We start from the raw sequence: 22,218 nt of genomic DNA on the forward strand, positions 1-22,218 counted from the left end.
TCGAGTTTAGTATAAAATGAAATATTACATCATAATTCCTGCACACAACGAAGAATCGTTTCTCAGTTTGACTTTACAATCAATTATTGAGCAAACTATTTTGCCTACAAAAATTGTGGTTGTCAATGATAATTCGACCGATAAAACGAGAGATATCGCATTGGCTTTCGCCGAAAATAATCAAACAATTACCTTGGTAAATAAAACTTCGGAAGCCATACATTTGCCCGGAAGCAAAGTCATACAAGCTTTTAACAAAGGATTAGAAACTTTAGATGATGATTATGATTTTATTGTAAAAGCAGATGCCGATTTAATTTTTCCAAAAAATTATTTCGAAACCATTATCAATCATTTCAAATCTGATGATACAATAGGAATGGTTGGCGGATTTGCTTACATAGAAAGAAACGGGGATTGGATTTTAGAAAACCTAACCGATAAAGATCATATTCGTGGTGCTTTTAAAGCGTATCGAAAAGCAGCTTTCAAACAAATTGGCGGATTAAAACCAGCAATGGGCTGGGATACTGTTGACGAATTATTGTGCAAATTTTACAATTGGAAAGTCGTAACCGACCCATCATTGCAAGTAAAACACCTCAAACCAACAGGCGCAAACTACAACAAAACTGCTCGTTACAAACAAGGAGAAGCTTTTTATAGTTTAGGATATGGATTTTTTATTACTGCAATTGCTTCGGCAAAACTAGCAATGATGAAAAAAAAACCACTTCTTTTTTTAGACTATACAAAAGGTTTTTGGAAAGCTAAATCAGCTAAAAAACCTTTATTAGTTTCTAACGAACAAGCAAAATTCATTAGAAATTATCGTTGGAAAAAGATGAAAGAAAAATTATTTCGTTGATTCTTTAATTTACATTATCAATTGTTAATTGTCAATTATTAATTACTTTAGCCATTATTTAATATTATGATGCTAGTCCGTTATTTATCGCAAATCGGAAGATATTTTCTGATGATAGGAGAAATTTTCAAAAAACCAACCAAATGGTCGGTAATGAGAACACTTATCTTCAAAGAAACAGACGATTTAATTATTGGTTCCTTAGGAATTGTAGCTTTCATTTCTTTTTTCGTAGGTGGTGTTGTAGCCATACAAACTGCTTTAAATTTGACCAATCCGCTAATTCCTAAATACCTTATTGGTTTTGCGACCAGACAATCTATTATTTTAGAATTTGCACCCACTTTTATTTCCATTATTATGGCGGGAAAAATGGGTTCGTTTATCACCTCGAGTATAGGGACTATGCGTGTTACCGAACAAATTGACGCGCTAGAAGTAATGGGTGTAAACTCTTTAAATTATCTTGTTTTCCCAAAACTAATCGCTTTATTGTTATATCCGTTTCTGATAGGAATTGCTATGTTTTTAGGTATTTTAGGTGGTTATATTGCCAGTGTTTATGGTGGTTTTGGTAGTAGTGCCGAATTTATAGATGGATTACAAAAAGAATTCATCCCCTTTCATATTGCATATGCTTTTATAAAAACATTAATTTTCGCATTAATCCTAGCAACAATCCCATCATTTCACGGTTATTACATGAAAGGTGGCGCACTTGAAGTAGGAAAAGCAAGTACCGTTTCATTTGTTTGGACATCGGTCATGATTATTTTGATGAATTATATTTTAACTCAACTACTTTTAACCTAATGATAGAAGTAAAAAATATCGAGAAATCGTTTGGAGATAGCAAGGTTTTAAAAGGCGTTTCGACTGTTTTTGAAACTGGAAAGACCAATTTAATAATTGGTCAAAGTGGCTCTGGAAAAACAGTTTTATTAAAAAGCTTGTTGGGAATTCATTCGCCAGAAGTAGGAACTATCTCATTTGATGGTAGAATATATTCCGAATTATCTGCCGATGAAAAACGAGAATTGCGTACCGAAATTGGCATGGTTTTTCAAGGAAGTGCCTTATTCGATTCGATGACAGTAGCAGAAAATATAGGTTTTCCGCTAAAAATGTTTACACAGAATTCTAAATCTGAAATTCAGGATCGTGTCGATTTTGTTTTAAAAAGAGTCAATCTTATTGATGCTCATAAAAAATTACCTTCTGAAATTTCGGGCGGAATGCAAAAACGTGTGGCTATTGCTCGCGCTATTGTAAACAATCCAAAATACTTATTTTGCGACGAACCCAATTCTGGTTTAGATCCAAACACCGCCATTTTGATTGATAATTTGATTGGCGAAATTACCGAAGAATATAACATTACAACCGTTATAAATACTCATGACATGAACTCTGTAATGGAAATTGGTCAGAATATACTATTTCTAAAAAATGGACTAAAAGCTTGGCAAGGAACCAAAGAAGAAATTTTCAGAACGGATAATGAAGCCGTAACGGATTTTGTTTATTCGTCAGAATTATTTAAAAAAGTGAGACAAGCGGTATTGAATGAGGATATTTAGATTGTTTATAATAACACATGCGCTTCGATAGAATTGATATTTATTCGTTTTAACAATAATCCAATCAACCTATAATACTTAATAAGAGAAAGTCCATCAGTAGACTTAAGATAAAAATCCCCAATACCAAAATATTACCTCTGAAATGGAATGGTATTCTTATATAATCAATTTTATTACTGAAATCCTAAAAAAACAGCACTTTTTTAGTGGAATATTATTTTATTCTATTTAACTCAATAAATAGACGTTTGGTAAAATTTTGATAAAAAAATCATATTTAACAAGAGCGTATATAATATTAAATCAACTATTTTAGAGATTAACCCATACTCTTCTATAAAAGTATTAAAAACCATCTTTTTAATATAGCATTAAAAATCATTTAATTATAAGTTTTTTTGAGTAATTCATGAATTTAAGACTCGAAATTTATAAATCTAGACTACTATTCTTTTTATGAATATAATATTTCAATTATTTTTGTTTTCAAAGAATTATGTTATTATTCCAAATTTTAGTAGACGTTAAGCAACTAATAACGGATATACACCTTAAAAAAAATACCTTTTATATTTTCCTACTAATTGAACAATAAAACATTGTGCGTAGTTGGAATCATATCGAAAATCCTTTAAAAAGATTAGATATAAATGGGTATAATAAAAAACAATTATGAGAAAAGTTAAAATTTATCATATGATTCAGATGATAATGTAAGAATATTAAACATGACTTTAAAAAAAATAGACAAAGATTTAGTTTATGATTTATGCCTAATCATAAGACAAACTTTAGTTAATTATACAAACCATATAAAATTGAATATATTTTAAACATCATTTCTTATGTATAAAACTAATGATGATTAGGATTATAGACATTACCCGCAAAATTATACATCCGAAGCTATTCGCATGTGAATCCATAATCTTAATAACAAAACATATCTATATTATTATTTTATAAAAACTTTACAACATCAGAACAAAAAGGCTTAATATGTTCACTAATTGCGATCAACACTTTTCTTAACACGATTGGTAATAATTCTATTGGTAACAGACTTCAAACCTAAATCATATTAAGAGAATGAATTGGGAATTTAAATATTACACTACTCGCACAAAATGTGTATTAAAAAACGATAAAGCGATCTGTAGAATTAAAGTAAATAACCCTCTAAATTAATGAGAAAAACTAAAACTTAAAGACAAAGTAAATAGGGAAACTGGAGTTACATATATTAAAAATAGAATTTAAAATTCTAATGTTTTTTCATTTCACAAAAAAATGAAAGGGCGGTCGCCATGTCCTTACTGATGGCAGTTTTTTTAATTTCAAATATTTATATTATGAAAAAAAATGTTAAAATCACCCAAAATTCAGAAGAAAAAAATATCGTTAGTGATGCTTTTAAATCTTTTGAAGATAATCAGTTAGACCTTTATAGTGCTATTTTTGCAGGTAGAGTAGCTGATTGTCCTGTTGTTGCGGTAAGTAGCTTATCAAAAAATGGAATATCTGCTTCAGCTTATGACAAGCACGATACTTTCTTAAAAGCATCCGCTTAAATTTTTAACATAGATAGCTAAATCTCTTTGATTAATAATTTCATAAAAACGAGACTAGCTATCTATGTTTCATAAAAAAACTAGATTTAATCCAATCATAAAACCATTAGAATAATAATACATAAAATAATTATCCACTAATAATGATAAAAATAACCTCATTTGTCCTGAAAATAGCAAGTCGTTGTAATCTAAATTGCTCATATTGCTACATGTATAATCTAGGTGATAAAACGTATTTGAACCAACCTAAATTTATGTCCATAGAGACTATCGAGGCATTTGCAAATCAATTTAAACTACATTCTAACATGACGGGTATAAAATATGCTCAAATTGTTTTTCATGGAGGTGAGCCATTATTGTTAAATCCTGAGTATTTTAAAAATTGTGTTACAATAATTAGAGAAACTGTTCCTAATGTTGAGTTCAGCTTTACGGTACAAACCAATGGAGTCTTATTAAATCAAGAATGGTTTGATGTTTTTAAATCACATGAAATAAGACTAGGAATAAGCCTTGATGGTCCAAAAAAATATCACGATGAGTATAGAGTCTTTCACAATGGCAAAGGCTCTTATGACGATGTAGTTAAAGGATTTAAATTAGCAAAAGAAAATGGTTTTGTTGCTGTTTTAATGGTCTTAAATCCAGAATTACCAGCAAAAGAATTTTATGATGAGATAAAAAAATTAGAAGTGGAAAGCCTGAATTTATTATTGCCAGACGGTCACTATGATCAACTCCCGTTTGGAATTGACAAACTAAGGTTTGGAGAGGATAGTTATACTCCATATGCTGATTGGTTAATTGAATTATTCCAAATTTGGAAAAAAGATATAGATAGACCTGTGATTCGCTTTTTTGAAGATCTTATAGAAATGCTTTTAGGAGGAAATTATTCAGGAAATCAAAATTTTGGCAAAAAACAAAATGGAGTTGTTGTAATTGAAACAAATGGAAATATTGAAGTCGTAGATTCTTTGAGAGCTTCTTTTGAAGGAATAACTAGAAATAACATTAATGTACACACTAATAAAATTCAGGATATTTTTAAAGATGACATCTTTGATATTTATTATAATTCTCATGAAAAAGTATGTGAAAAATGTTTAAACTGTCCTGTATATGATATTTGTGGAGGTGGTTTTTTAGGAAATAGATATGCTTTGAAAAACGGATTTGATAATCCAACAATATATTGTAAAGACATTATTAGGCTTTTAAGTCACATTCAAAACGACATATTAGAGACTTTACCCGACTATACTTCGGATAAATTAGAAGTAGAGCCATTGTCTTACGAGTGGATGATGGGAGAACTAAAAAATCAAGGTGAAGAACTAATTAATAAACAAGTAAAAGAAAAGCTTATTTCATTTAAACAAAGCCACTAAATGAATTTAAAAAACGGCCTTAATATATACAGTGATTTACCTTCAATTTCTAAGCAATTGTTTATTAATGAAGGTACAAATCCTTCTAATCCGAAATCTGAATTAAATTTTTTAGATGGTTCATATGTGCCTAAACACCATTGGAGAAGTTTAAAAATAAAAGAACAACAATTATTAATTTCAAATAGTAATCGGATACACTATAGTAAATGTATTAGCGTAGGAAATATTTCTTCTAAACTTAAAAATATTTTTGAAGAGCTCAATTTAAAAGAATGCGGTCATCCAGATGAAGTACGGCCTAAGATAAAGAATAATGAAACTATTGTAAAAAAATTAAGTGATGAATTGGATCTTTTTTTAAACAATTTTTCATCTAATAAAGTTTATAAATTTCATCGTATTACCCGAGCGATGCCTAATAGAGAGACTATAACCTGTCATTATTTTAATCAAGAATTCGTATATATTGGTTTGCATATTGATCAGAGCAAAAAATTTACAATTCATTCCGCTCACAAATCTGGAAATCGTATTTCTATCAATTTGAGTAATGAAACAAGGTCATTGATTTTTATTAATTTATCACTGATACAGGTCTTCAATATGATAAAAGAGAAAGTTGATGTGACAAAAAATGAAATTAATTCTAATAATATTGGCTATTATTTTTTTAAATATTATCCAGATTATCCAGCAATAAGACTTGAGCAAAAACCGTATCAGTACTATGTAGCGCCAACAGATAATTTTTTCCATGACGCATCTACCTTAAATAACACTGAGATTGATATTACAATTGTATATACGGGAGTTTTTGATCTGTTTAACAAGAATATAAGTCAGTTATGAAAATAAAAAGAGGAATTATACTTCATAATCAGTTTTCAGAAGGATCTGAATCTATCTTTATAAATTCTGGAGTCATCCATCATACTCAGCAATTACACGAAAACGTAAATTTTAATGGAATTGTTTTTAAACCCAATTTTGAGAAAGATGCATATCTGCCTAAAAGGGATTGGAGAAAATTGAGTGTCGAGGAAATCAAAATCCTTCAATCAAATAAAAAGAGAAATGATTCAAATACAATTTGTTTAGGGGAAATACCAGATGATTTAAAAAAATTATATCAGAACTTGAAACTCTCCGATTGTAACAATCGGGATGAAATCTTTGCTAAATTCAGAGAAAATGAGAAAACCACAATAGAATTGAATACTTCAATGGCAAATTTTTTAATGACGTTATCAAATAATAAACCTTTTAAAATTCATTTTTTGGGATCAAATTTCCCGAATTTAGAAGTTGTGGCATGTGATACAACCATCTTGCCAAAAGGCTATACGGAAAAGGACATGAAATTTCTTGGAATTCATAATGATGGCACACAATATGTTTCTACTTATAAATTGCATAAATCTGGAAACAGGTTGACCATAAATTTAGGAAATCAAGACCGTTATTTTTTTTTTATCAATATTACCTTGACCCAAGTATTAAATATGTTGAAAGAAAAAATTAGTATAAAGGAACATGAAATTGATATTACAAATATTGCTAAATATTTTTTCAAATATTTCCCAGATTATCCTGTAATAAAGATAAAACAAAAACCGTATCAATATTATATAGCTCCAACTGACAATTGTTTTCATGATGGTTCTACATTAGGAAATACAGCCCTAGATATGATAATTGTTTATTTCGGGGCTTTTCAATTTTAAGTGTTTAACAACCCAATTACGCTAAAACAAAATGAAACTAAAAAGAGGAATAATGATTCATAACCAATTATTAGAGGGTTATGACATAGTAACCATAAATTCTGGATCGGTATTTCATAATGACAGAATCGCAGCAGATACTGTAGATTTTAATGGATTACAATATATTCCTCAATACGAAGAAGATGCCTATATTGTAAAAAGAGACTGGAGAAAGTTAAGTGCCGTTGAAAAAAAAACACTACAGCCTAACAATAATTGTAATGATTATAATACGGTCTATTTAGGAGATATTCCTGATGATCTTAAAATATGTTTTAAACAGTTAGCATTGGATGACTCAAAAAGCAGGGATGAGGTATTGCGAAAACTTAGTTATGATGCTCAAAAAACTAAAAAATTAAGTACTAAATTAGATTCCTTCTTGTTCAATTATGCTAATAAAAAACCATATAGTTTTCATTGCATAGGCGTCAATCCCCCCAACATAGAGTTGGTAGCTTGTGATACTACTAAACTACCGCCAAATTTTAAGCCGAGTGATATCAGGTATATGGGTTTACATAATGACGGAACAACATTAATGTCGATATATACAGCTCATAAATTCGGAAATAGAATTTCTATAAATTTAAGTAGTGAGTCACGTCATTTTATTTTTGTCAATCTTTCTATGATACAAGCTTATAATATGTTAAAAAAGAAAATGAGCATAAATGAAAACGATATTAACATTGCTAATATTCCACAAATCTTCTTTAAACACTTTCCTGATTACCCTGTTTTAAAAATCAAACTCAAACCATATCAATACTATATCGCCCCAACTGATAATTGTTTTCATGACGGATCAACTCTTGGAAATAAAAATTTAGATATATGTATAATCTATTTTGGATCCTTTCAATACTGATAAAGATAACAAAAAAATTATACATCTAGAATACTTTTTGAAGACGATTTATGAAAGAATTAAAAGCTATTATTCTAAATGATTCTAATTTGAAAAATGTAGTCATTATAAACACAAAAAGAGAAGGGTTCTAATAAAAAAGGTTTTAATCTTCATTTTACAACTCTCGTTGACTAAAACCTTTGTAATGTACCGCAAATATGCGGTTTCTGTGGGCGATGAGGGGTTCGAACCCCCGACCCCCTCGGTGTAAACGAGGTGCTCTGAACCAGCTGAGCTAATCGCCCTTATTTGGAGTGCAAATATAACGCTTGATTTTATATAAACAATCTTTTTTTGAAATAAATTATTTTTTTTTAATTTCCCTTAAAACCGCTTTATCTTCATAATTTTCTATAATCACTTCAATAGGTTGATTTTTAGTAGTTTTACCAATAATTGTATATAATTTACCGCTTGATATCTTAAGATTACTTCTACTAAAATCTACATCACCATATTGTAAAGTATTTTTAACGTCGATAGTGTCTAACCAATCTTCAGCTAACTCTTTTGAAGCAATCTTAGAATAATAAAAAGGTTTTGTTCTTATATTGTTTAAAACTCTGTCATTAGGAAAATAAGTACATTGTGTATTTTTTTTATTCAAAACAAAAAATACAAATACACAACCAATAAGGAATCCGAATAGATAATAACTTAATCTGTAAGAAAATTTCATTTTATATATTTTTTAGCAAAAGTAGCTAGAAATAACCAAATTTAGAATCTAGAATACAATTAAATTTATATCACGATAGGTCAAATCAAACCACTCCCCTATTGTCTTGTTTGTTAGAATTCCATGATAAAAATAAACTCCGTTTTTTAATCCTGAATCGCAACGAATAGCACTTTCTATTCCTCCATCATCTGCAATTTGTAGTAAATAAGGAGTAATTATATTACTAATAGAAAGTGAGGCCGTTTTAGAATATCTTGATGGTATGTTTGGAACACAATAATGAATAACCCCACTTTTTATAAATGTAGGATTCTCATGTGTTGTAATTTCTGATGTTTCAAAACAGCCACCAGTATCTATACTTACATCGACAATAACAGCACCCTTTTTCATGTGCTCAACCATAGTTTCTGTAACTACAATTGGCGTACGATACTTTCCTCGCATAGCACCAATAGCAACGTCACAACGACGTAAAGATTTTAGCAATGTCTTATTTTGAATAGTTGAAGTAAAGATTCTCTGATTCAAGTTATTTTGTAAACGCCGTAATTTTGTAATTGAATTATCAAAAACTTTCACACTTGCACCTAATCCTATTGCTGTTCTTGCTGCAAATTCGGCCACTGTTCCTGCTCCAAGAATAACAACTTCTGTTGGAGGAACTCCAGTTATATTTCCAAAAAGCAGTCCATTTCCAAACTTGCTAGCAGTAAGTAATTCTGCTGCAACAAGCACCGAAGCTGTTCCTGCAATTTCACTTAATGATTTGACAGCTGGGAAAGAACCATCTTCGTCTTTAATGTATTCAAAAGCTAAGGCGGTTATTTTTTTCTTCTGTAAAGCTTCAAAATATTCTTTCTTTCTGGTTTTTAGCTGAATTGCCGAAATAATAATAGCTTTAGCATTCATCATTTCTATTTCAGATAAAGTTGCTGGTTCAACTTTTAGAATCATCGGACAACCAAAAACTTTTTGCGTATCATTGGTTATTTCTGCTCCTGCATCACTATAATCTTTGTCTGAATAACTAGAATTCTCTCCTGCTCCAGACTCTATCAAAACTCTGTGACCATGGCAAGTCATTGCATTTACAGCATCGGGCGTTAAGCAAATACGTCGTTCTTGATAAGAGGTTTCTTTAGGAATACCTATAAAAAGTTCGCTCTTGTGCTTAGCTATTTCTAGTTTTTCTTCTTGCGGAAGTAAATCTTGCTTGCTAAAAGGTGTAATGGCCATGATTTTAAACTTATTGGGTACAAATTACGAAAATTTATTACATTTTTTTAAGTTCTAATAATCTTTTACCATTATTTAAAACAGAAATTGTTACAACCGAATATTTTTCTGGAATTAAATCTGGGATTTTTTCTGACCATTCGATAAAACACCAATTGCCTGAATACAAATAATCCTCTATTCCCATGTCGAGTGCTTCGTTTTGGTTTTTTAATCGGTACACATCAAAATGATAAACCAATTCGTTACCAGCTATTTGATATTCATTAACCAAAGAAAAAGTGGGACTACTTGTTGGGTTTTTAACACCTAATTCTTTGCATAAAACTTTGATAAATGTTGTTTTTCCAGCACCCATTTCTCCATTAAAAAGGATTACTTTTTCTGGATTGGCTTCCATTACTTTTTGTGCAACATCTTCAATTTCGTCAAGATTAAATTCTATTCTCATTTTATTTTTTGGGGCTAAATACTAAAAATGGCACAATAACTTCTTCGAGAGAAATCCCTCCATGTTGGTAAGTATTCCTGTAATAACTCACATAATGATTGTAATTATTTACATAAGCCAAGAAGAAATCGTTTTTTGCAAAAATATAAACACTAGTCATATTTATAGAGGGCAAACCAATTTTTTTAGGATCTTTTACAGCATAAACCTCTTTGTTTTCGTAGGTTAAACTACGTCCGGTTTTGTAACGCAAGTTCAAACTCGTGTTTTTATCACCAATAACTTTCGACGGATTTTTGCAATTTATTGTTCCGTGATCGGTTGTAATAATGAGTTTGAATCCTAATTTTTGGGCTTGTTGTATAATTTCTAATAAAGGAGAATTTTTAAACCAGCTTAACGTTAAGGAACGATAAGCTTTGTCATCGGAAGCCAATTCTTTTACGACATCCATATCGGTTTTTGCATGTGACAACATATCGATAAAGTTGTACACAACAGTAACTAGCTTTTTATCTTTTAGTGATTTGAAATTTTCCGCTAGCTTTTTTCCGTTATTTAGATTGGTGATTTTAAAATATTCTTGATCAATATTTAAACCATTCCGTTTTAGTTGTGCAGTAAGAAATTCTGCTTCATATAAATTTTTTCCACCATCTTCTACATCATTTTTCCAATATTGCGGAAATTGTTTTTCCATTTCCGATGGCAATAAACCTGAAAAAATAGCATTTCTGGCATATTGTGTTGCTGTTGGTAAAATAGCAAAATAAGGCACTTCACTTTCTAGTTTGTAATGATTGTTCACCACACTTTCGAAGGATTTCCATTGGTCATAACGCAAATTATCAATCACGACAAAAAGTACATTTTCGGGTTTTTTAAGTTCCGGAATAACTAATTTTTTGAACAAATCGTGAGATTGTACTGGTTTATCTGCTTTTGGTTCAAACCAATCTTCATAATTATTTTCGATAAATTTACCGAATAAATGATTGGCTTCTGTTTTTTGAGATTCCAGAATTTGAAACATATTTTGATCATCAATATTCTCAAGTTCCAATTCCCAGAAAATTAGTTTTTTGTAAAATTCTACCCATTCTTCATAGGAATTGACCATCGCCATTTCCATCGAAATTTTACGAAACTCTTTCTGATAATCTAAAGTTGTTTTTTCTGAAATTAATCGAGAATGATCTAAATTTTTCTTTAAACTCAATAAAATCTGATTTGGATTAACTGGTTTTATGAGATAATCGGCAATTTTAGAACCAATCGCTTCTTCCATTATATATTCTTCTTCACTTTTTGTAATCATAATTACAGGTATTGAAGATTTTTTTTCTTTCATTTCTGCCAGTGTTTCTAAACCTGACATTCCAGGCATATTTTCATCAAGGAAAACAATATCAAAATTTTCTTCTTGAAACATATCAACCGCATCACGACCATTATTACAAGTGGTTACGGTATAATTTTTCTTTTCTAGAAATAATATATGTGGTTTTAGTAAGTCGATTTCGTCGTCTACCCAAAGTATTTTGATGCTGCTCATAGCTATTTTGATGTTTGATGGTGCAATTTAATACTTATTAAACATAGGATTCTTAAATTTATTGTAAAATAAATCGGAAGTTTTTAATACTTTATCATAAACTTATATCTTTGGAAGATTATCAAATAATTTAACTATGAAATTTAATACAATTGCTTTACTTTTTTCGGGAGTAATTATGCTAACCGTAAGTTGCAAAAAAGAGAAAGACTTCGATCCCAATGCTGCCGATGCATTGACTACAAATCGTGATACTTTAGTAAATCCTTCGGACGATTTTTTTATGTATGCAAACGGTGGTTGGTTTAAACAAAACCCGATTCCAGATTCAGAGCGCAGCAACGGAATCTTTAGAACTATTCAGGATACAATAAACAATCAGGTAAAACAAATTTGTGAAAAATCGGCTGCTGCCAATGCAGATAAAGGAAGTAACAAACAAAAAATAGGAGATTTTTACGCTTCAGGAATGGATACCATTGCTATTGATAAAGCTGGTTTATCGCCACTAAAAGGCGAATTAGCTAAGATTGATGCAATTAAAGATGTTCCTTCTTTATTGACAGCAATAGCACATTTACACACAATTGGTGCAAGTCCTGCATTTTCTACCTATGTTGGTCAAGATGATAAAATAAGTACAAAATATGCTGTATTTTTCTCTCAAGGCGGTTTAGGATTAGGTAATAGAGATTACTATTTTAATACCGATAAAGAAACAGTAACTATTCGTAACGAATACGTGAAGCACCTTCAAGTTATGTCTAAATTTTTAGGCAATAGTGAGGAAGTTTCATCTCAAAATGCTTCAGTTATTATGAAATTAGAAACCGATTTAGCAAAAGCTTCTAGAAAATTGGAAGCGCTTCGTGATCCAATTAAAAATTATAATAAAATGACTGTTGCCGATTTGAATAAAATTACAACAAACATGACTTGGGACAAAACATTACCACTAATGGGAATTACCAAAGCAGATTCAGTAATTGTTGGGCAACCAGAATTTTACAAAGCATTAAATGTGATGATAAAAAATTATTCGATTGCAGATTGGAAAACTTACTTAAAATGGGATTTAGAAAACACTTTTGCAACTTATTTAGGAAGTGATATCGAAAAACAAAATTTTAAATTTTACTCGACTGTTTTAAGTGGAGTTGCAAAACAAAAGCCTCGTTGGAAACGTGTTGTAGAACAAACTGATGGTTCGCTGGGAGAATTAATAGGACAAGTTTACGTTGATGAATATTTACCAAAAGGTACCAAAGAAAAGCTACTTGAAATAGGAAATAATATTCGCGATGTATATGCAGAACATATTAAAAAATTAGATTGGATGAGCGAACCAACTAAGAAAAAAGCATTAAGTAAGCTGGCAAAAATTGTAATGAAAGTAGGTTTTCCAGATAAATGGAAAGATATGAGTTCTGTAACTATTACTAAAAACTCTTATTGTGCTAATGTAATAGAAGTCAATAAATGGAGCTATAATTATATGGTTTCTAAATACGGAACTCCAGTAGATAGAACCGAATGGGGAATGTTTCCTCAAACTTATAATGCATATTATAACCCAAGTAATAACGAAATTTGTGTACCCGCTTGTAATATTTTGGTTCCTGGTTTTGAAGGACGTATGCCTGATGATGCTGTTTTGTACGGAATTATTGGTGGTTCAACTTTTGGACATGAAATTACTCATGGTTTCGATGATCAAGGAAGTCAGTATGACGAAAATGGAAATCTAAATAACTGGTGGACAGCTGAAGATTTGAAAAAATTTCAAGCCAAAACAAAACTGATTGTAACACAGTTTAATAAATACGAAGCTTTACCAACTAAATTTGTAAATGGCGATGCTACTCAAGGTGAAAATATTGCTGATTTAGGAGGTGTTGTTATGGGTTATGAAGCATTTAAGAAAACACCTCAATACAAAACCAATCAAAAAATCGCAAAATTATCTCCAGACCAACGTTATTTCTTAGCTTATGGTTATGCGTGGATGGTAAACATCAAAAAAGAGTCGTTAGCACAACAAATGATGACCGATGTACATTCGCCTGCAAAATTTAGAATTAACGGTCCTTTAAGTAATATTCCAGAGTTTTATAAAACTTTTAATATTAAAGAAGGAAGCAAAATGAGATTACCAGAAAATGAAAGAGTAGTAATTTGGTAAATTAAAAAAGCTGGCTTATACAAGAAAATAAGCCAGCTTTTTTTTATATTTGTTTTATGAGTAACAACAACCCAATAGGATTATTTGATTCAGGAATAGGCGGAACATCTATCTGGAAAGAAATTCATCAATTACTGCCCAATGAAAATACCGTTTATCTCGCTGATAGTAAGAATGCTCCTTACGGAAAAAGAACCAAACAAGAAATCATTCAACTCTGTTTTAAGAATATCGATTTTTTATTAGCTCAAAACTGCAAAATGATTGTTGTGGCTTGTAATACCGCTACAACAAATGCAATTAAAGAAATTAGAGATAAATATAAACTCCCAATAATAGGTATTGAACCCGCAATAAAAACAGCAGCTAACAAAACTGAAACACAAACTATAGGAATACTTGCTACAAAAGGCACACTAAACAGTGTCCTGTTTAACCAACAAGTAGAAAGTTTTACCAATATAAAAATAATCGAACAAGTGGGTCATGGGCTTGTAGAACTGATAGAAAATGGTGAGATTGAATCACTAGAAATGAAAAAACTACTTACATCCTATCTGGAACCTATGATAAAAGCTAATATTGATTATTTAGTTTTAGGATGTAGTCATTATCCTTATTTAATTCCTGCAATAAAAAAAATACTTCCTGAAAACATTAAAATAATTGATTCTGGAGAAGCCGTAGCAAGACAAACAAAATCAATTTTAGAAAACACAAATCTACTAAATACTTCTTCAGAAATTAGCTCACAAGTATTTTACACAAATAGTGATGATCAAGTTTTAAAAAAAATATTAGGATTTGAAAAAAATGTTTTTGAAAAAAAATTTTAAAAAAATCACTCTTCTTTAAACCAACTCGAATACATCACATAATTATTAGAGATACGTTCAATCTCACCAGCAAAATTACTTTGATCAATATCTTTTACTTTCTTAGCAGGAATTCCCGCATAAATAGTTCCAGATTCGACTACTGTATTTTGTGTCACTACTGAACCTGCTCCGATAATCGAATTGCTTTCTATAACGCAATTATCCATCACAATTGCTCCCATGCCTATTAATACATTATCATGAATCGTGCAACCATGCATAATTGCATTATGACCTATTGAAACATTATTACCAATAATAGTTGGATGTTTCTGATAAGTACAATGTATGACTGCACCGTCTTGAATGTTTACTTTATTACCAATAGAAATAAAATTTACATCCCCACGAATCACAGCATTAAACCAAACACTACAAGACGAACCAAAAATAACATCGCCAACAATGGTAGCATTTTCTGCAACAAAACAATCTTCTGGAATTTGCGGGAATTTCCCGTTTACTTCTTTAATTAACATATTTATACAAAAAAAATAGTCCCGAAATAATCGGGACAAGTTTTATAATTAATTAACTGCTGGACAGTTACAGTCATATCTCTCTTTTTTACATCCAAAATCATACCCTAAAGTAATTTGGTGATAACCTCCAGTGTCAAACTTAACTTTACCAGTAACCTGAGAATAAGTATAAGCAAACATGAATTGTTTATAATTTACCCCAACAATTGGCGTAACATATTGTAAATATTGATTTTTTAATTCTGTACCATTCACATATTGCGCACCATCAAAACTTCTTCTATACGATAAAGCAGCCCAAATCTTACCAAAATCTACCGCTTTATAAACTTTTAAATTTACATCTAAAGCTTTTTCCTTGGTTCTATCAGTAAGTTGAAACAAAACAGAAGGTTCCCAAAGTAATTTTCTTGAGTTTCCAAAAGTATAACCAACACTTAAAAGATACTTTCTTAAATTATCTGACTCAAAATCTGTATAAATTCCTCTACTTTGAAAAAGCGCATTTTTTACAGTCGCATGTGCATAAAAATCTAAAAAATTATATGAAGCTCCAAAATCAACATTAAGATAAGTTGATTTTTGAAGAATACCACCAATAATAGGATCAAAATCTGTCAAATCAAAACTTGTTTCATCCAACTGATTTTGTACCAATCCAGCACTTAAACCAAAAGACAATTGATTCAAATCTGCAGTACTTCTAGAAAACATAATGTGATGTGCATAAGTTATTTTTGCTCCTTTTTGCGAATGATAACCATTTTTATCATTAAAAAGTATGGCTCCAATACCAGATTTTCCACTTTCCCCAAGAGAACCATTGTAACTTAATGTAAATAATGATGGCGCATCACTATTTCCAAACCATTGCTTACGTTCTGTAAGTCTAACCTTATTACAACTAGAAGCTCCTGCCATCGATGGGTGAATCAAATAATAATTATCCGATAAATAGTCTGAATAAACAGCTATTCCTTCTTGCGAAAAAGCAAATTGGGTTGAAATAAAAGCTATAGCTAAAATTATTTTCTTAAAATTCATTTTAATATTTTTTTAGTACAAATGACTCAAATTATTTAAAAAAAACAATGGATAATACTACATGTTTTTCAAAACGCTCAAAGATATAATTTTTTGTGAAAGTTTTTCAAGTTATATGATATTTTTATATTCTTAAGATACAAATTAACAATTTTGAAAAAGTTAAATTAATCTATAATTAAAATAGTTATTTACTTTAAACCAATTTGGTTTCTTAATTTTGCATAAAAATTGAGAACAATGAAACTTATCACCATAAAAGACACTAACAATCCGAATATTCAAAAATTTGAATTTTCTTATTTCATAACACCCAATCAAAGTTTTGAATATAAAAACATTGATGAAGCTAGTGCATCTCCACTTGCACAACAATTATTTTATTTACCATTTGTAAAAACAGTATATATTTCAGGAAATTTTATTGCTATCGAAAAATACAATATTGTAGAATGGGAAGATGTAAAACATGAAGTCGCTGCACAAATGGAAGCTTTTGTTAGCAATGGAGGAGAAATCGTAAAACAAACTGAAACACCAAAAAAATCGCCCGTTACAGTTTATGCCGAAAGCACGCCAAATCCAGCCGTAATGAAATTTGTAGCAAGCAAAAGACTAACAAAAACTATCGTCGAATGCAAAAACATCGACGAAACTTACGCTTCGCCTTTAGCCAAAGAATTGTTTAATTTCCCTTTTGTAAAAGAAATATTTATAGACGAGAATTACATCTCGGTAACTAAATATGCAGTAGCAGAATGGCAAGAAATCACAACCGAAATTCGTAGTTTTATAAAAGAATTTATCGAAAACGGAAATATTGTTGTCGACGAAACTAAAATCGTAGCAACCAAACACGAAGAAAAACAACAAATTACAAATTTTGATAATCTCGATGTTACTTCACAAAAAATCATTAATATAATCGAAGAATACATAAGACCAGCCGTTGCCGCCGATGGCGGAAATATTCTTTTTGATTCTTATTCCGACGAAACAAAACAAGTAAAAGTAATTTTACAAGGAGCTTGTAGCGGTTGTCCGTCATCAACATTTACTCTAAAAAATGGAATTGAAAGTATGCTAAAAGACATGCTAAACGAGCCAGAATTAAAAGTTGAAGCTTTAAACGCGTAATAGTTTTATTTTTAATATTAATATTAATGTTGTAATTTTAATGTATTAACAACTAAAACTATAATCATGGCAGTATTAAAAGTAATAGAAGTGTTATCAAGTTCTGAAACTTCATGGGAAGATGCAACAAAAAAAGCAGTCGAAAAAGCATCAAAATCGGTAAAGCACATTCGTTCAGTATATGTTCAAGAGCAAAGCGCATCGGTCAAAGACGGGAAAGTGTCGGAATTTAGAGTCAATCTAAAAATCACATTCGAACTAGAATAAATCCTCATTAAATCATAAATTAGCGTTTCAATATTTGAAACGCTTTTTTTTGAAGCTATTTCCTGCTATTCGTTACAATCTTTTGTCTCGTTCCAAAAAACGAGACAAAAGGATTTTCACTACTATCAGGGCTAAACCAACCAGTATGAATCAGCTAAATTTAGAAACCAGTCCCTATTTACTACAACACGCCGACAATCCAATACATTGGCAAGCTTGGTCAGAAAGGACATTGGCAACAGCTCAAAAAGAAAACAAACTCATCATTATAAGCATCGGATATTCCGCTTGCCACTGGTGTCACGTGATGGAACACGAAAGTTTCGAAAACGAAGAAGTCGCATCGGTAATGAATCCAAACTTTATTTCTATAAAAGTAGATCGTGAAGAACGCCCAGATGTTGATGCAATATATATGAAAGCTGTTCAAATGATGACCAATCGTGGCGGTTGGCCACTTAATGTCGTTTGCCTTCCCGACGGACGACCAGTTTGGGGTGGCACCTATTTCCGAAAAGAAGAATGGACAAATACGCTCCAACAACTTCATGAAATGTACATTTCCAATCCCGAAAAAATCATCGAATACGCTGAGAAATTGCACCAAGGCATTCAGGCTTTAGGTATTGTAGAACACAATACTTCTCAGGAACAAAATCATACTAATAATATCAAACCATTAGTCGAAAAATGGTCTAAAAGTTTCGATTGGGAATATGGCGGTTACGCTCGTGCTCCTAAATTTATGATGCCCAACAATTATTTGTTCTTGCAACGTTATGGTTTTCAAACACAATCTCTAGATTTACTTAATTTTGTCGATTTAACACTGACTAAAATGGCTCATGGCGGGCTTTTTGATACTATAGATGGCGGATTTTCACGTTATTCGGTCGATATTCGTTGGCACGTTCCACATTTCGAAAAGATGTTATATGACAACGGACAACTCATTTCTTTATACGCACAAGCATACAAAAGAACCAAAAATCCTTTGTATAAAGAAGTAATCGAGAAAACATTAACTTTCGTTGAAAGAGAATTTCTAAATTCAGATAATGGCTTTTATTCCGCGCTTGATGCCGATAGTTTAAACCAAAATAACAAACTCGAAGAAGGCGCTTTTTACGTTTGGACAAAAGATCAATTACAAGAAATATTGCAAAATGACTTTGAAATTTTTAGCAATCTGTTTAACATAAATGATTTTGGTTTTTGGGAACATGATAATTATGTTTTAATACAAAGTCAATCTTTAGAAAGTATTGCTTCACAATTTGGCTTGACCGAAAACGAATTGCAAAACAAGAAGAAAAAATGGGAGCAATTACTTTTTATTGAAAGAGAAAAACGAGAAAAACCAAGACTCGATGACAAATCGCTCACTTCCTGGAACGCGATTATGCTAAAAGGATATGTAGAGGCGCATAATGCGTTAGGAAATGAAAAATATTTGGCTATTGCCAAAAAGAACGCCCAATTTATCATAGACAAACAATGGTCGCCAGAAGGATTTTTGTATCGTTCTTACAAATACAACAAAAGTACTATTGAAGGTTTCTTGGAAGATTATGTCTTTACAATTGATGCCTTTATCAGTTTATACCAAGCGACTTTAGAAGAAAAATATTTGCATCAAGCCAAACGACTAACGGATTATTGTTTTGATAATTTTTATGATGAAAAACAACAGTTTTTTGCTTTCAATTCTAGGAATTCGGCACAACTTATTGCGCAACATTTCGAAACCGAAGACAATGTTATGCCAGCCTCAAACTCAGTTATGGCTAATAATTTATACGTTTTGAGTATTTTATTTAGCAACAATTATTATGAGAAAATAGCATTACAAATGTTGCATCATATGATTCCGAATATCGATTATGCATCGGCTTATTCGAACTGGTTAAATTTATGGATGAATTTATCTGAAGACAATAAAGAATTGGCAATTTGTGGTGATAATGCATTGTTAAACAGTTATGAAATAAATGCCAAATATTTGCCACACATTATTATTGCTGGAAGTACAAAAAAATCGGAATTACCATTTTTAGAAAATCGATTTATCGAAAATGAAAACTTATTTTATGTTTGTCAAAATAGAACTTGTTTGATACCAAAATCTACAATTCAGGAAATATTTAACAATTTAGAAATATAATTTAAACAAAATTATGTATTTTTACATGAATAACTAAAATTTAAACAAAATGGGAGTAGGAAGTTTTTTTAAGAAAATATTTGGCTCAAAAAAAATAGATGAAATAATTGACCAAGCAGGAGATTTTGCTGATGATGCGATTGCAAAAGCAAAAGAAAGTGCTGCGCCACTTATGGACAAAGTAGAAGATTTTGCTGAGCAAGCAGGAGATAAAATTAAAGAATATGTTCCGCAAGCAGCAGCAACTATAGATAATGTTGTGGAAACTGTAAAAGAAAAAGCAGGAGATCTAATGGATAAAGCAGAAGAAATGGCTCATGGAGCTGTTGGAACTGTTGAAGAAAAAGTTAGTAATTTTGCTACAGATACTACTGAAAAAGCTGCAGACGAAATGGCAGACTAATTTTATTTTGACGATACAGTCATCATAAAATCTTTTAGATAAAAAGGTTCAAAATAAGCGACATCAACGGTGTCGTTTTTTTTGTATTTATCATAAGCGATTTTGCTCATTTCATTTGCCGACGGGAACACTATTTCGTTATGGTAAACAAATTTTACATCGGTTAAGATATTTTTACATTTAGAAGCACCATCACCAACAAAATGTATTGTTTCAGTTATTTCTCGAAAAGAATTTTCATCGATAATTTCGGCTTTTACTTCTCTAATTTTTTCGTGTTTATTATTAAAAATAGCTGTATAACACTCCATTCTTCGGGCATCAATCATGGGAATAATGATTCCGCTTTCCATGGTAAGTTTTCTAGACAAAACTTCTAAAGTATCAATCGCAATTAGAGGAATATCTAACGAATAACACAACCCTTTTGCCGCCGAAACCCCTATGCGCAAACCTGTATAAGAGCCTGGCCCTTGGCTAATTGCAATGGCTGATAAATCTTTGAAAGTAAGTTTGTTTTCTTTTAGAATTTCCTCAATAAAAACATGTAATTTTTCTGCGTGAGAATAACCTGCTTCCGCAATTTCTTTGCAAGCAATAACATCTCCGTTTTGCGATAAAGCGACAGAACAATTTTTTGTAGCAGTTTCTATATTTAATATGTAATTCATTTTAAAAAATTATAAAACACAAAGTTAATCTAAAAGTAAGTATAAAATAATCCGTTATATATTTAATGAATATTATCTTATACTATCGTGAATATGTGTTTCGGCACCATTATTCCATAAAGTAAGAATATCTGTAGCAACTGCAGCTCCACTTCCTGCTGCAATAGAAAGTTGGCTTCGATGTCCAGCAAGTGTTCCTACAACATAAATCCCTTCAACAACTTTTTGGTCATTATTTTTTAGTTGAATTCTATTTTTTTCTACCAATGACTTTTTGTGTGGTTCTAAATATTTTTCTAATCCGCTTATTGAAAATAAGTTTGAAGAACCAATTCCAATTACAATAATCCTGGCTTTATAACTGTTTTTATTTGTAGTAACTATAAAATTACCAAATTCACCAGAAACTGAAATTACTTTTTCCTTTTCTATCTGAGTAATATGTGGATAGTTTTCTTGTAATTGTACTATGCTTTCTGATAGAATTTCTGATCCTAATTTCCCAGAATTTATACCATATGAGTTATAGAAAATAGCATCTTGAAGTGAGGAAGTTTTTTGATGCGTGATGATTGCTATATTTTTATTTTGAGCAAAAATTTTTTTTTGAGCAGATCCTAAAACTAAAGCACAGGAAACTCCTGAAACACCTCCCCCAATGATAAGAACGTCGAACATTATGATTGTTTTTTAAGCTTTTCTTCTATCGATTTAGACAATTTAAAAATCAACAAAATAACCACAGCACATAAAACAGCTAAAATCCCAATTAATGCAATCAAGCTTTCACCTTCAAATAGGTTTTTAAAATCTAACATCGAGACATTAATCCCAATAAAAATTACAGCAACAACGATTATGATATAAGAAAATGTTTTCATCTGAAATTATTTTTAAGTCAAAATTACTAAAAATTTAGGTTAAACAAATAAACCTTTAACATTAGCTGCGAATAATTTAAC

23 protein-coding genes and 1 tRNA gene are annotated in these 22,218 nt (G+C 30.7%); 14 read left to right on the forward strand and 10 right to left on the reverse strand.

Translation table 11 applies throughout. The features are described 5' to 3' along the window. The first annotated feature begins 16 nt into the window (after positions 1–16). The 8 genes from ABI549_RS04655 (at position 17) to ABI549_RS04690 (ending at position 8,059) form a co-directional block, all read left to right on the forward strand. Positions 17–868, forward strand: a complete 852-nt coding sequence (locus tag ABI549_RS04655; RefSeq protein ID WP_348075289.1) for a glycosyltransferase family A protein — start codon at positions 17–19, stop codon at positions 866–868. A 66-nt stretch (positions 869–934) separates the two neighbouring features. After that, positions 935–1,681 (forward strand): ABC transporter permease, encoded by a 747-nt coding sequence (locus ABI549_RS04660; protein ID WP_348075290.1) that lies wholly within the window; start codon positions 935–937, stop codon positions 1,679–1,681. Next, on the forward strand, positions 1,681–2,448 hold the full coding sequence (locus ABI549_RS04665; RefSeq protein ID WP_348075291.1) for an ATP-binding cassette domain-containing protein: 768 nt from the start codon (positions 1,681–1,683) through the stop codon (positions 2,446–2,448). The genes ABI549_RS04660 and ABI549_RS04665 overlap by 1 nt, the downstream gene beginning before the upstream one ends. Positions 2,449–3,803: 1,355 nt before the next feature. Beyond that, the gene (locus ABI549_RS04670) at positions 3,804–4,022 is read left to right on the forward strand and encodes a hypothetical protein (RefSeq protein WP_348075292.1); all 219 of its coding nucleotides are present in this window, start codon (positions 3,804–3,806) and stop codon (positions 4,020–4,022) included. A 143-nt stretch (positions 4,023–4,165) separates the two neighbouring features. After that, entirely contained in the window at positions 4,166–5,419 is a 1,254-nt protein-coding gene (locus tag ABI549_RS04675) for a radical SAM protein (protein ID WP_348075293.1), read from the forward strand. Continuing rightward, complete coding sequence (locus ABI549_RS04680; protein WP_348075294.1) at positions 5,420–6,271, forward strand: hypothetical protein; 852 nt, start codon at positions 5,420–5,422, stop codon at positions 6,269–6,271. It abuts the gene before it with no gap. Next, entirely contained in the window at positions 6,268–7,146 is an 879-nt protein-coding gene (locus tag ABI549_RS04685) for a hypothetical protein (RefSeq protein ID WP_348075295.1), read from the forward strand. The genes ABI549_RS04680 and ABI549_RS04685 overlap by 4 nt, the downstream gene beginning before the upstream one ends. Positions 7,147–7,177: 31 nt before the next feature. Continuing rightward, positions 7,178–8,059, forward strand: coding sequence for a hypothetical protein (locus tag ABI549_RS04690; RefSeq protein WP_348075296.1), 882 nt, complete (start codon positions 7,178–7,180; stop codon positions 8,057–8,059). A gap of 212 nt (positions 8,060–8,271) precedes the next feature. Here ABI549_RS04690 and ABI549_RS04695 read toward each other — a convergent pair. From ABI549_RS04695 to ABI549_RS04715, 5 genes are all read right to left on the reverse strand, one after another. After that, a tRNA-Val gene (locus ABI549_RS04695) sits at positions 8,272–8,346 on the reverse strand. Positions 8,347–8,405: 59 nt separating this feature from the next. Continuing rightward, the gene (locus ABI549_RS04700; protein WP_348075297.1) at positions 8,406–8,780 is read right to left on the reverse strand and encodes a DUF4258 domain-containing protein; all 375 of its coding nucleotides are present in this window, start codon (positions 8,778–8,780) and stop codon (positions 8,406–8,408) included. Between the two features lie 48 nt (positions 8,781–8,828). Next, positions 8,829–10,022 (reverse strand): alanine dehydrogenase, encoded by a 1,194-nt coding sequence (locus tag ABI549_RS04705; protein WP_348075298.1) that lies wholly within the window; start codon positions 10,020–10,022, stop codon positions 8,829–8,831. A 37-nt stretch (positions 10,023–10,059) separates the two neighbouring features. Further along, positions 10,060–10,473 carry a tRNA (adenosine(37)-N6)-threonylcarbamoyltransferase complex ATPase subunit type 1 TsaE gene (gene tsaE / locus ABI549_RS04710; RefSeq protein ID WP_348075299.1) on the reverse strand — a complete coding sequence of 138 codons (414 nt, stop codon included), beginning with the start codon at positions 10,471–10,473 and terminating at the stop codon, positions 10,060–10,062. Position 10,474: 1 nt separating this feature from the next. After that, positions 10,475–12,028 (reverse strand): PglZ domain-containing protein, encoded by a 1,554-nt coding sequence (locus tag ABI549_RS04715; protein ID WP_348075300.1) that lies wholly within the window; start codon positions 12,026–12,028, stop codon positions 10,475–10,477. 136 nt (positions 12,029–12,164) lie between these two features. On the opposite strand from ABI549_RS04715, the gene ABI549_RS04720 reads away from it, so the two are divergent. Together ABI549_RS04720 and murI are read left to right on the forward strand one after the other, a co-directional pair. Continuing rightward, positions 12,165–14,210, forward strand: coding sequence for a M13 family metallopeptidase (locus ABI549_RS04720; protein WP_348075301.1), 2,046 nt, complete (start codon positions 12,165–12,167; stop codon positions 14,208–14,210). Positions 14,211–14,266: 56 nt separating this feature from the next. Next, positions 14,267–15,046, forward strand: coding sequence for a glutamate racemase (murI, locus tag ABI549_RS04725; protein ID WP_348075302.1), 780 nt, complete (start codon positions 14,267–14,269; stop codon positions 15,044–15,046). A gap of 5 nt (positions 15,047–15,051) precedes the next feature. Here the strand turns inward: murI and ABI549_RS04730 are convergent, their stop codons facing one another. Beyond that, the gene (locus ABI549_RS04730) at positions 15,052–15,567 is read right to left on the reverse strand and encodes a gamma carbonic anhydrase family protein (protein ID WP_348075303.1); all 516 of its coding nucleotides are present in this window, start codon (positions 15,565–15,567) and stop codon (positions 15,052–15,054) included. Positions 15,568–15,615: 48 nt separating this feature from the next. Further along, a complete protein-coding gene (locus tag ABI549_RS04735) occupies positions 15,616–16,614 on the reverse strand; it encodes a type IX secretion system membrane protein PorP/SprF (RefSeq protein WP_348075304.1) in 999 nt (332 codons plus the stop codon). 240 nt (positions 16,615–16,854) lie between these two features. Here ABI549_RS04735 and ABI549_RS04740 point away from each other — a divergent pair, with 240 nt between their 5' ends. The 4 genes from ABI549_RS04740 to ABI549_RS04755 all read left to right on the forward strand — a co-directional run bounded on the left by ABI549_RS04740 (position 16,855) and on the right by ABI549_RS04755 (position 20,585). After that, positions 16,855–17,751 (forward strand): NifU family protein, encoded by an 897-nt coding sequence (locus tag ABI549_RS04740; protein WP_348075305.1) that lies wholly within the window; start codon positions 16,855–16,857, stop codon positions 17,749–17,751. A 66-nt stretch (positions 17,752–17,817) separates the two neighbouring features. After that, positions 17,818–18,018 (forward strand): dodecin family protein, encoded by a 201-nt coding sequence (locus tag ABI549_RS04745; RefSeq protein ID WP_348075306.1) that lies wholly within the window; start codon positions 17,818–17,820, stop codon positions 18,016–18,018. 145 nt (positions 18,019–18,163) lie between these two features. Beyond that, positions 18,164–20,182: a thioredoxin domain-containing protein gene (locus ABI549_RS04750; RefSeq protein WP_348075307.1), complete on the forward strand. Its 2,019-nt coding sequence runs from the start codon at positions 18,164–18,166 to the stop codon at positions 20,180–20,182. A gap of 49 nt (positions 20,183–20,231) precedes the next feature. Next, on the forward strand, positions 20,232–20,585 hold the full coding sequence (locus ABI549_RS04755) for a hypothetical protein (RefSeq protein WP_348075308.1): 354 nt from the start codon (positions 20,232–20,234) through the stop codon (positions 20,583–20,585). Positions 20,586–20,587: 2 nt separating this feature from the next. Here ABI549_RS04755 and tsaB read toward each other — a convergent pair whose 3' ends face one another. The 3 genes from tsaB to ABI549_RS04770 form a co-directional block, all read right to left on the reverse strand. Continuing rightward, on the reverse strand, positions 20,588–21,256 hold the full coding sequence (tsaB, locus tag ABI549_RS04760; RefSeq protein ID WP_348075309.1) for a tRNA (adenosine(37)-N6)-threonylcarbamoyltransferase complex dimerization subunit type 1 TsaB: 669 nt from the start codon (positions 21,254–21,256) through the stop codon (positions 20,588–20,590). Positions 21,257–21,328: 72 nt separating this feature from the next. Beyond that, positions 21,329–21,934, reverse strand: a complete 606-nt coding sequence (locus ABI549_RS04765; protein ID WP_348075310.1) for an FAD-dependent oxidoreductase — start codon at positions 21,932–21,934, stop codon at positions 21,329–21,331. Next, on the reverse strand, positions 21,934–22,137 hold the full coding sequence (locus ABI549_RS04770; protein WP_348075311.1) for a hypothetical protein: 204 nt from the start codon (positions 22,135–22,137) through the stop codon (positions 21,934–21,936). The genes ABI549_RS04765 and ABI549_RS04770 overlap by 1 nt, the downstream gene beginning before the upstream one ends. Between the last annotated feature and the right edge of the window lie 81 nt (positions 22,138–22,218).

This window comes from Flavobacterium sp., from assembly GCF_039932285.1.
In the GTDB taxonomy this organism is placed as follows: Bacteria; Bacteroidota; Bacteroidia; order Flavobacteriales; family Flavobacteriaceae; genus Flavobacterium.

Bases quoted from the DNA above. Each gene is read 5' to 3' on its own strand.
- ABI549_RS04655 (WP_348075289.1), top strand. From the start codon at position 17: ATGAAATATTACATCATAATTCCTGCACACAACGAAGAATCGTTTCTC.
- ABI549_RS04660 (WP_348075290.1), top strand. From the start codon at position 935: ATGATGCTAGTCCGTTATTTATCGCAAATCGGAAGATATTTTCTGATG.
- ABI549_RS04665 (WP_348075291.1), top strand. From the start codon at position 1,681: ATGATAGAAGTAAAAAATATCGAGAAATCGTTTGGAGATAGCAAGGTT.
- ABI549_RS04670 (WP_348075292.1), top strand. From the start codon at position 3,804: ATGAAAAAAAATGTTAAAATCACCCAAAATTCAGAAGAAAAAAATATC.
- ABI549_RS04675 (WP_348075293.1), top strand. From the start codon at position 4,166: ATGATAAAAATAACCTCATTTGTCCTGAAAATAGCAAGTCGTTGTAAT.
- ABI549_RS04680 (WP_348075294.1), top strand. From the start codon at position 5,420: ATGAATTTAAAAAACGGCCTTAATATATACAGTGATTTACCTTCAATT.
- ABI549_RS04685 (WP_348075295.1), top strand. From the start codon at position 6,268: ATGAAAATAAAAAGAGGAATTATACTTCATAATCAGTTTTCAGAAGGA.
- ABI549_RS04690 (WP_348075296.1), top strand. From the start codon at position 7,178: ATGAAACTAAAAAGAGGAATAATGATTCATAACCAATTATTAGAGGGT.
- ABI549_RS04700 (WP_348075297.1), bottom strand. From the start codon at position 8,780: ATGAAATTTTCTTACAGATTAAGTTATTATCTATTCGGATTCCTTATT.
- ABI549_RS04705 (WP_348075298.1), bottom strand. From the start codon at position 10,022: ATGGCCATTACACCTTTTAGCAAGCAAGATTTACTTCCGCAAGAAGAA.
- tsaE (WP_348075299.1), bottom strand. From the start codon at position 10,473: ATGAGAATAGAATTTAATCTTGACGAAATTGAAGATGTTGCACAAAAA.
- ABI549_RS04715 (WP_348075300.1), bottom strand. From the start codon at position 12,028: ATGAGCAGCATCAAAATACTTTGGGTAGACGACGAAATCGACTTACTA.
- ABI549_RS04720 (WP_348075301.1), top strand. From the start codon at position 12,165: ATGAAATTTAATACAATTGCTTTACTTTTTTCGGGAGTAATTATGCTA.
- murI (WP_348075302.1), top strand. From the start codon at position 14,267: ATGAGTAACAACAACCCAATAGGATTATTTGATTCAGGAATAGGCGGA.
- ABI549_RS04730 (WP_348075303.1), bottom strand. From the start codon at position 15,567: ATGTTAATTAAAGAAGTAAACGGGAAATTCCCGCAAATTCCAGAAGAT.
- ABI549_RS04735 (WP_348075304.1), bottom strand. From the start codon at position 16,614: ATGAATTTTAAGAAAATAATTTTAGCTATAGCTTTTATTTCAACCCAA.
- ABI549_RS04740 (WP_348075305.1), top strand. From the start codon at position 16,855: ATGAAACTTATCACCATAAAAGACACTAACAATCCGAATATTCAAAAA.
- ABI549_RS04745 (WP_348075306.1), top strand. From the start codon at position 17,818: ATGGCAGTATTAAAAGTAATAGAAGTGTTATCAAGTTCTGAAACTTCA.
- ABI549_RS04750 (WP_348075307.1), top strand. From the start codon at position 18,164: ATGAATCAGCTAAATTTAGAAACCAGTCCCTATTTACTACAACACGCC.
- ABI549_RS04755 (WP_348075308.1), top strand. From the start codon at position 20,232: ATGGGAGTAGGAAGTTTTTTTAAGAAAATATTTGGCTCAAAAAAAATA.
- tsaB (WP_348075309.1), bottom strand. From the start codon at position 21,256: ATGAATTACATATTAAATATAGAAACTGCTACAAAAAATTGTTCTGTC.
- ABI549_RS04765 (WP_348075310.1), bottom strand. From the start codon at position 21,934: ATGTTCGACGTTCTTATCATTGGGGGAGGTGTTTCAGGAGTTTCCTGT.
- ABI549_RS04770 (WP_348075311.1), bottom strand. From the start codon at position 22,137: ATGAAAACATTTTCTTATATCATAATCGTTGTTGCTGTAATTTTTATT.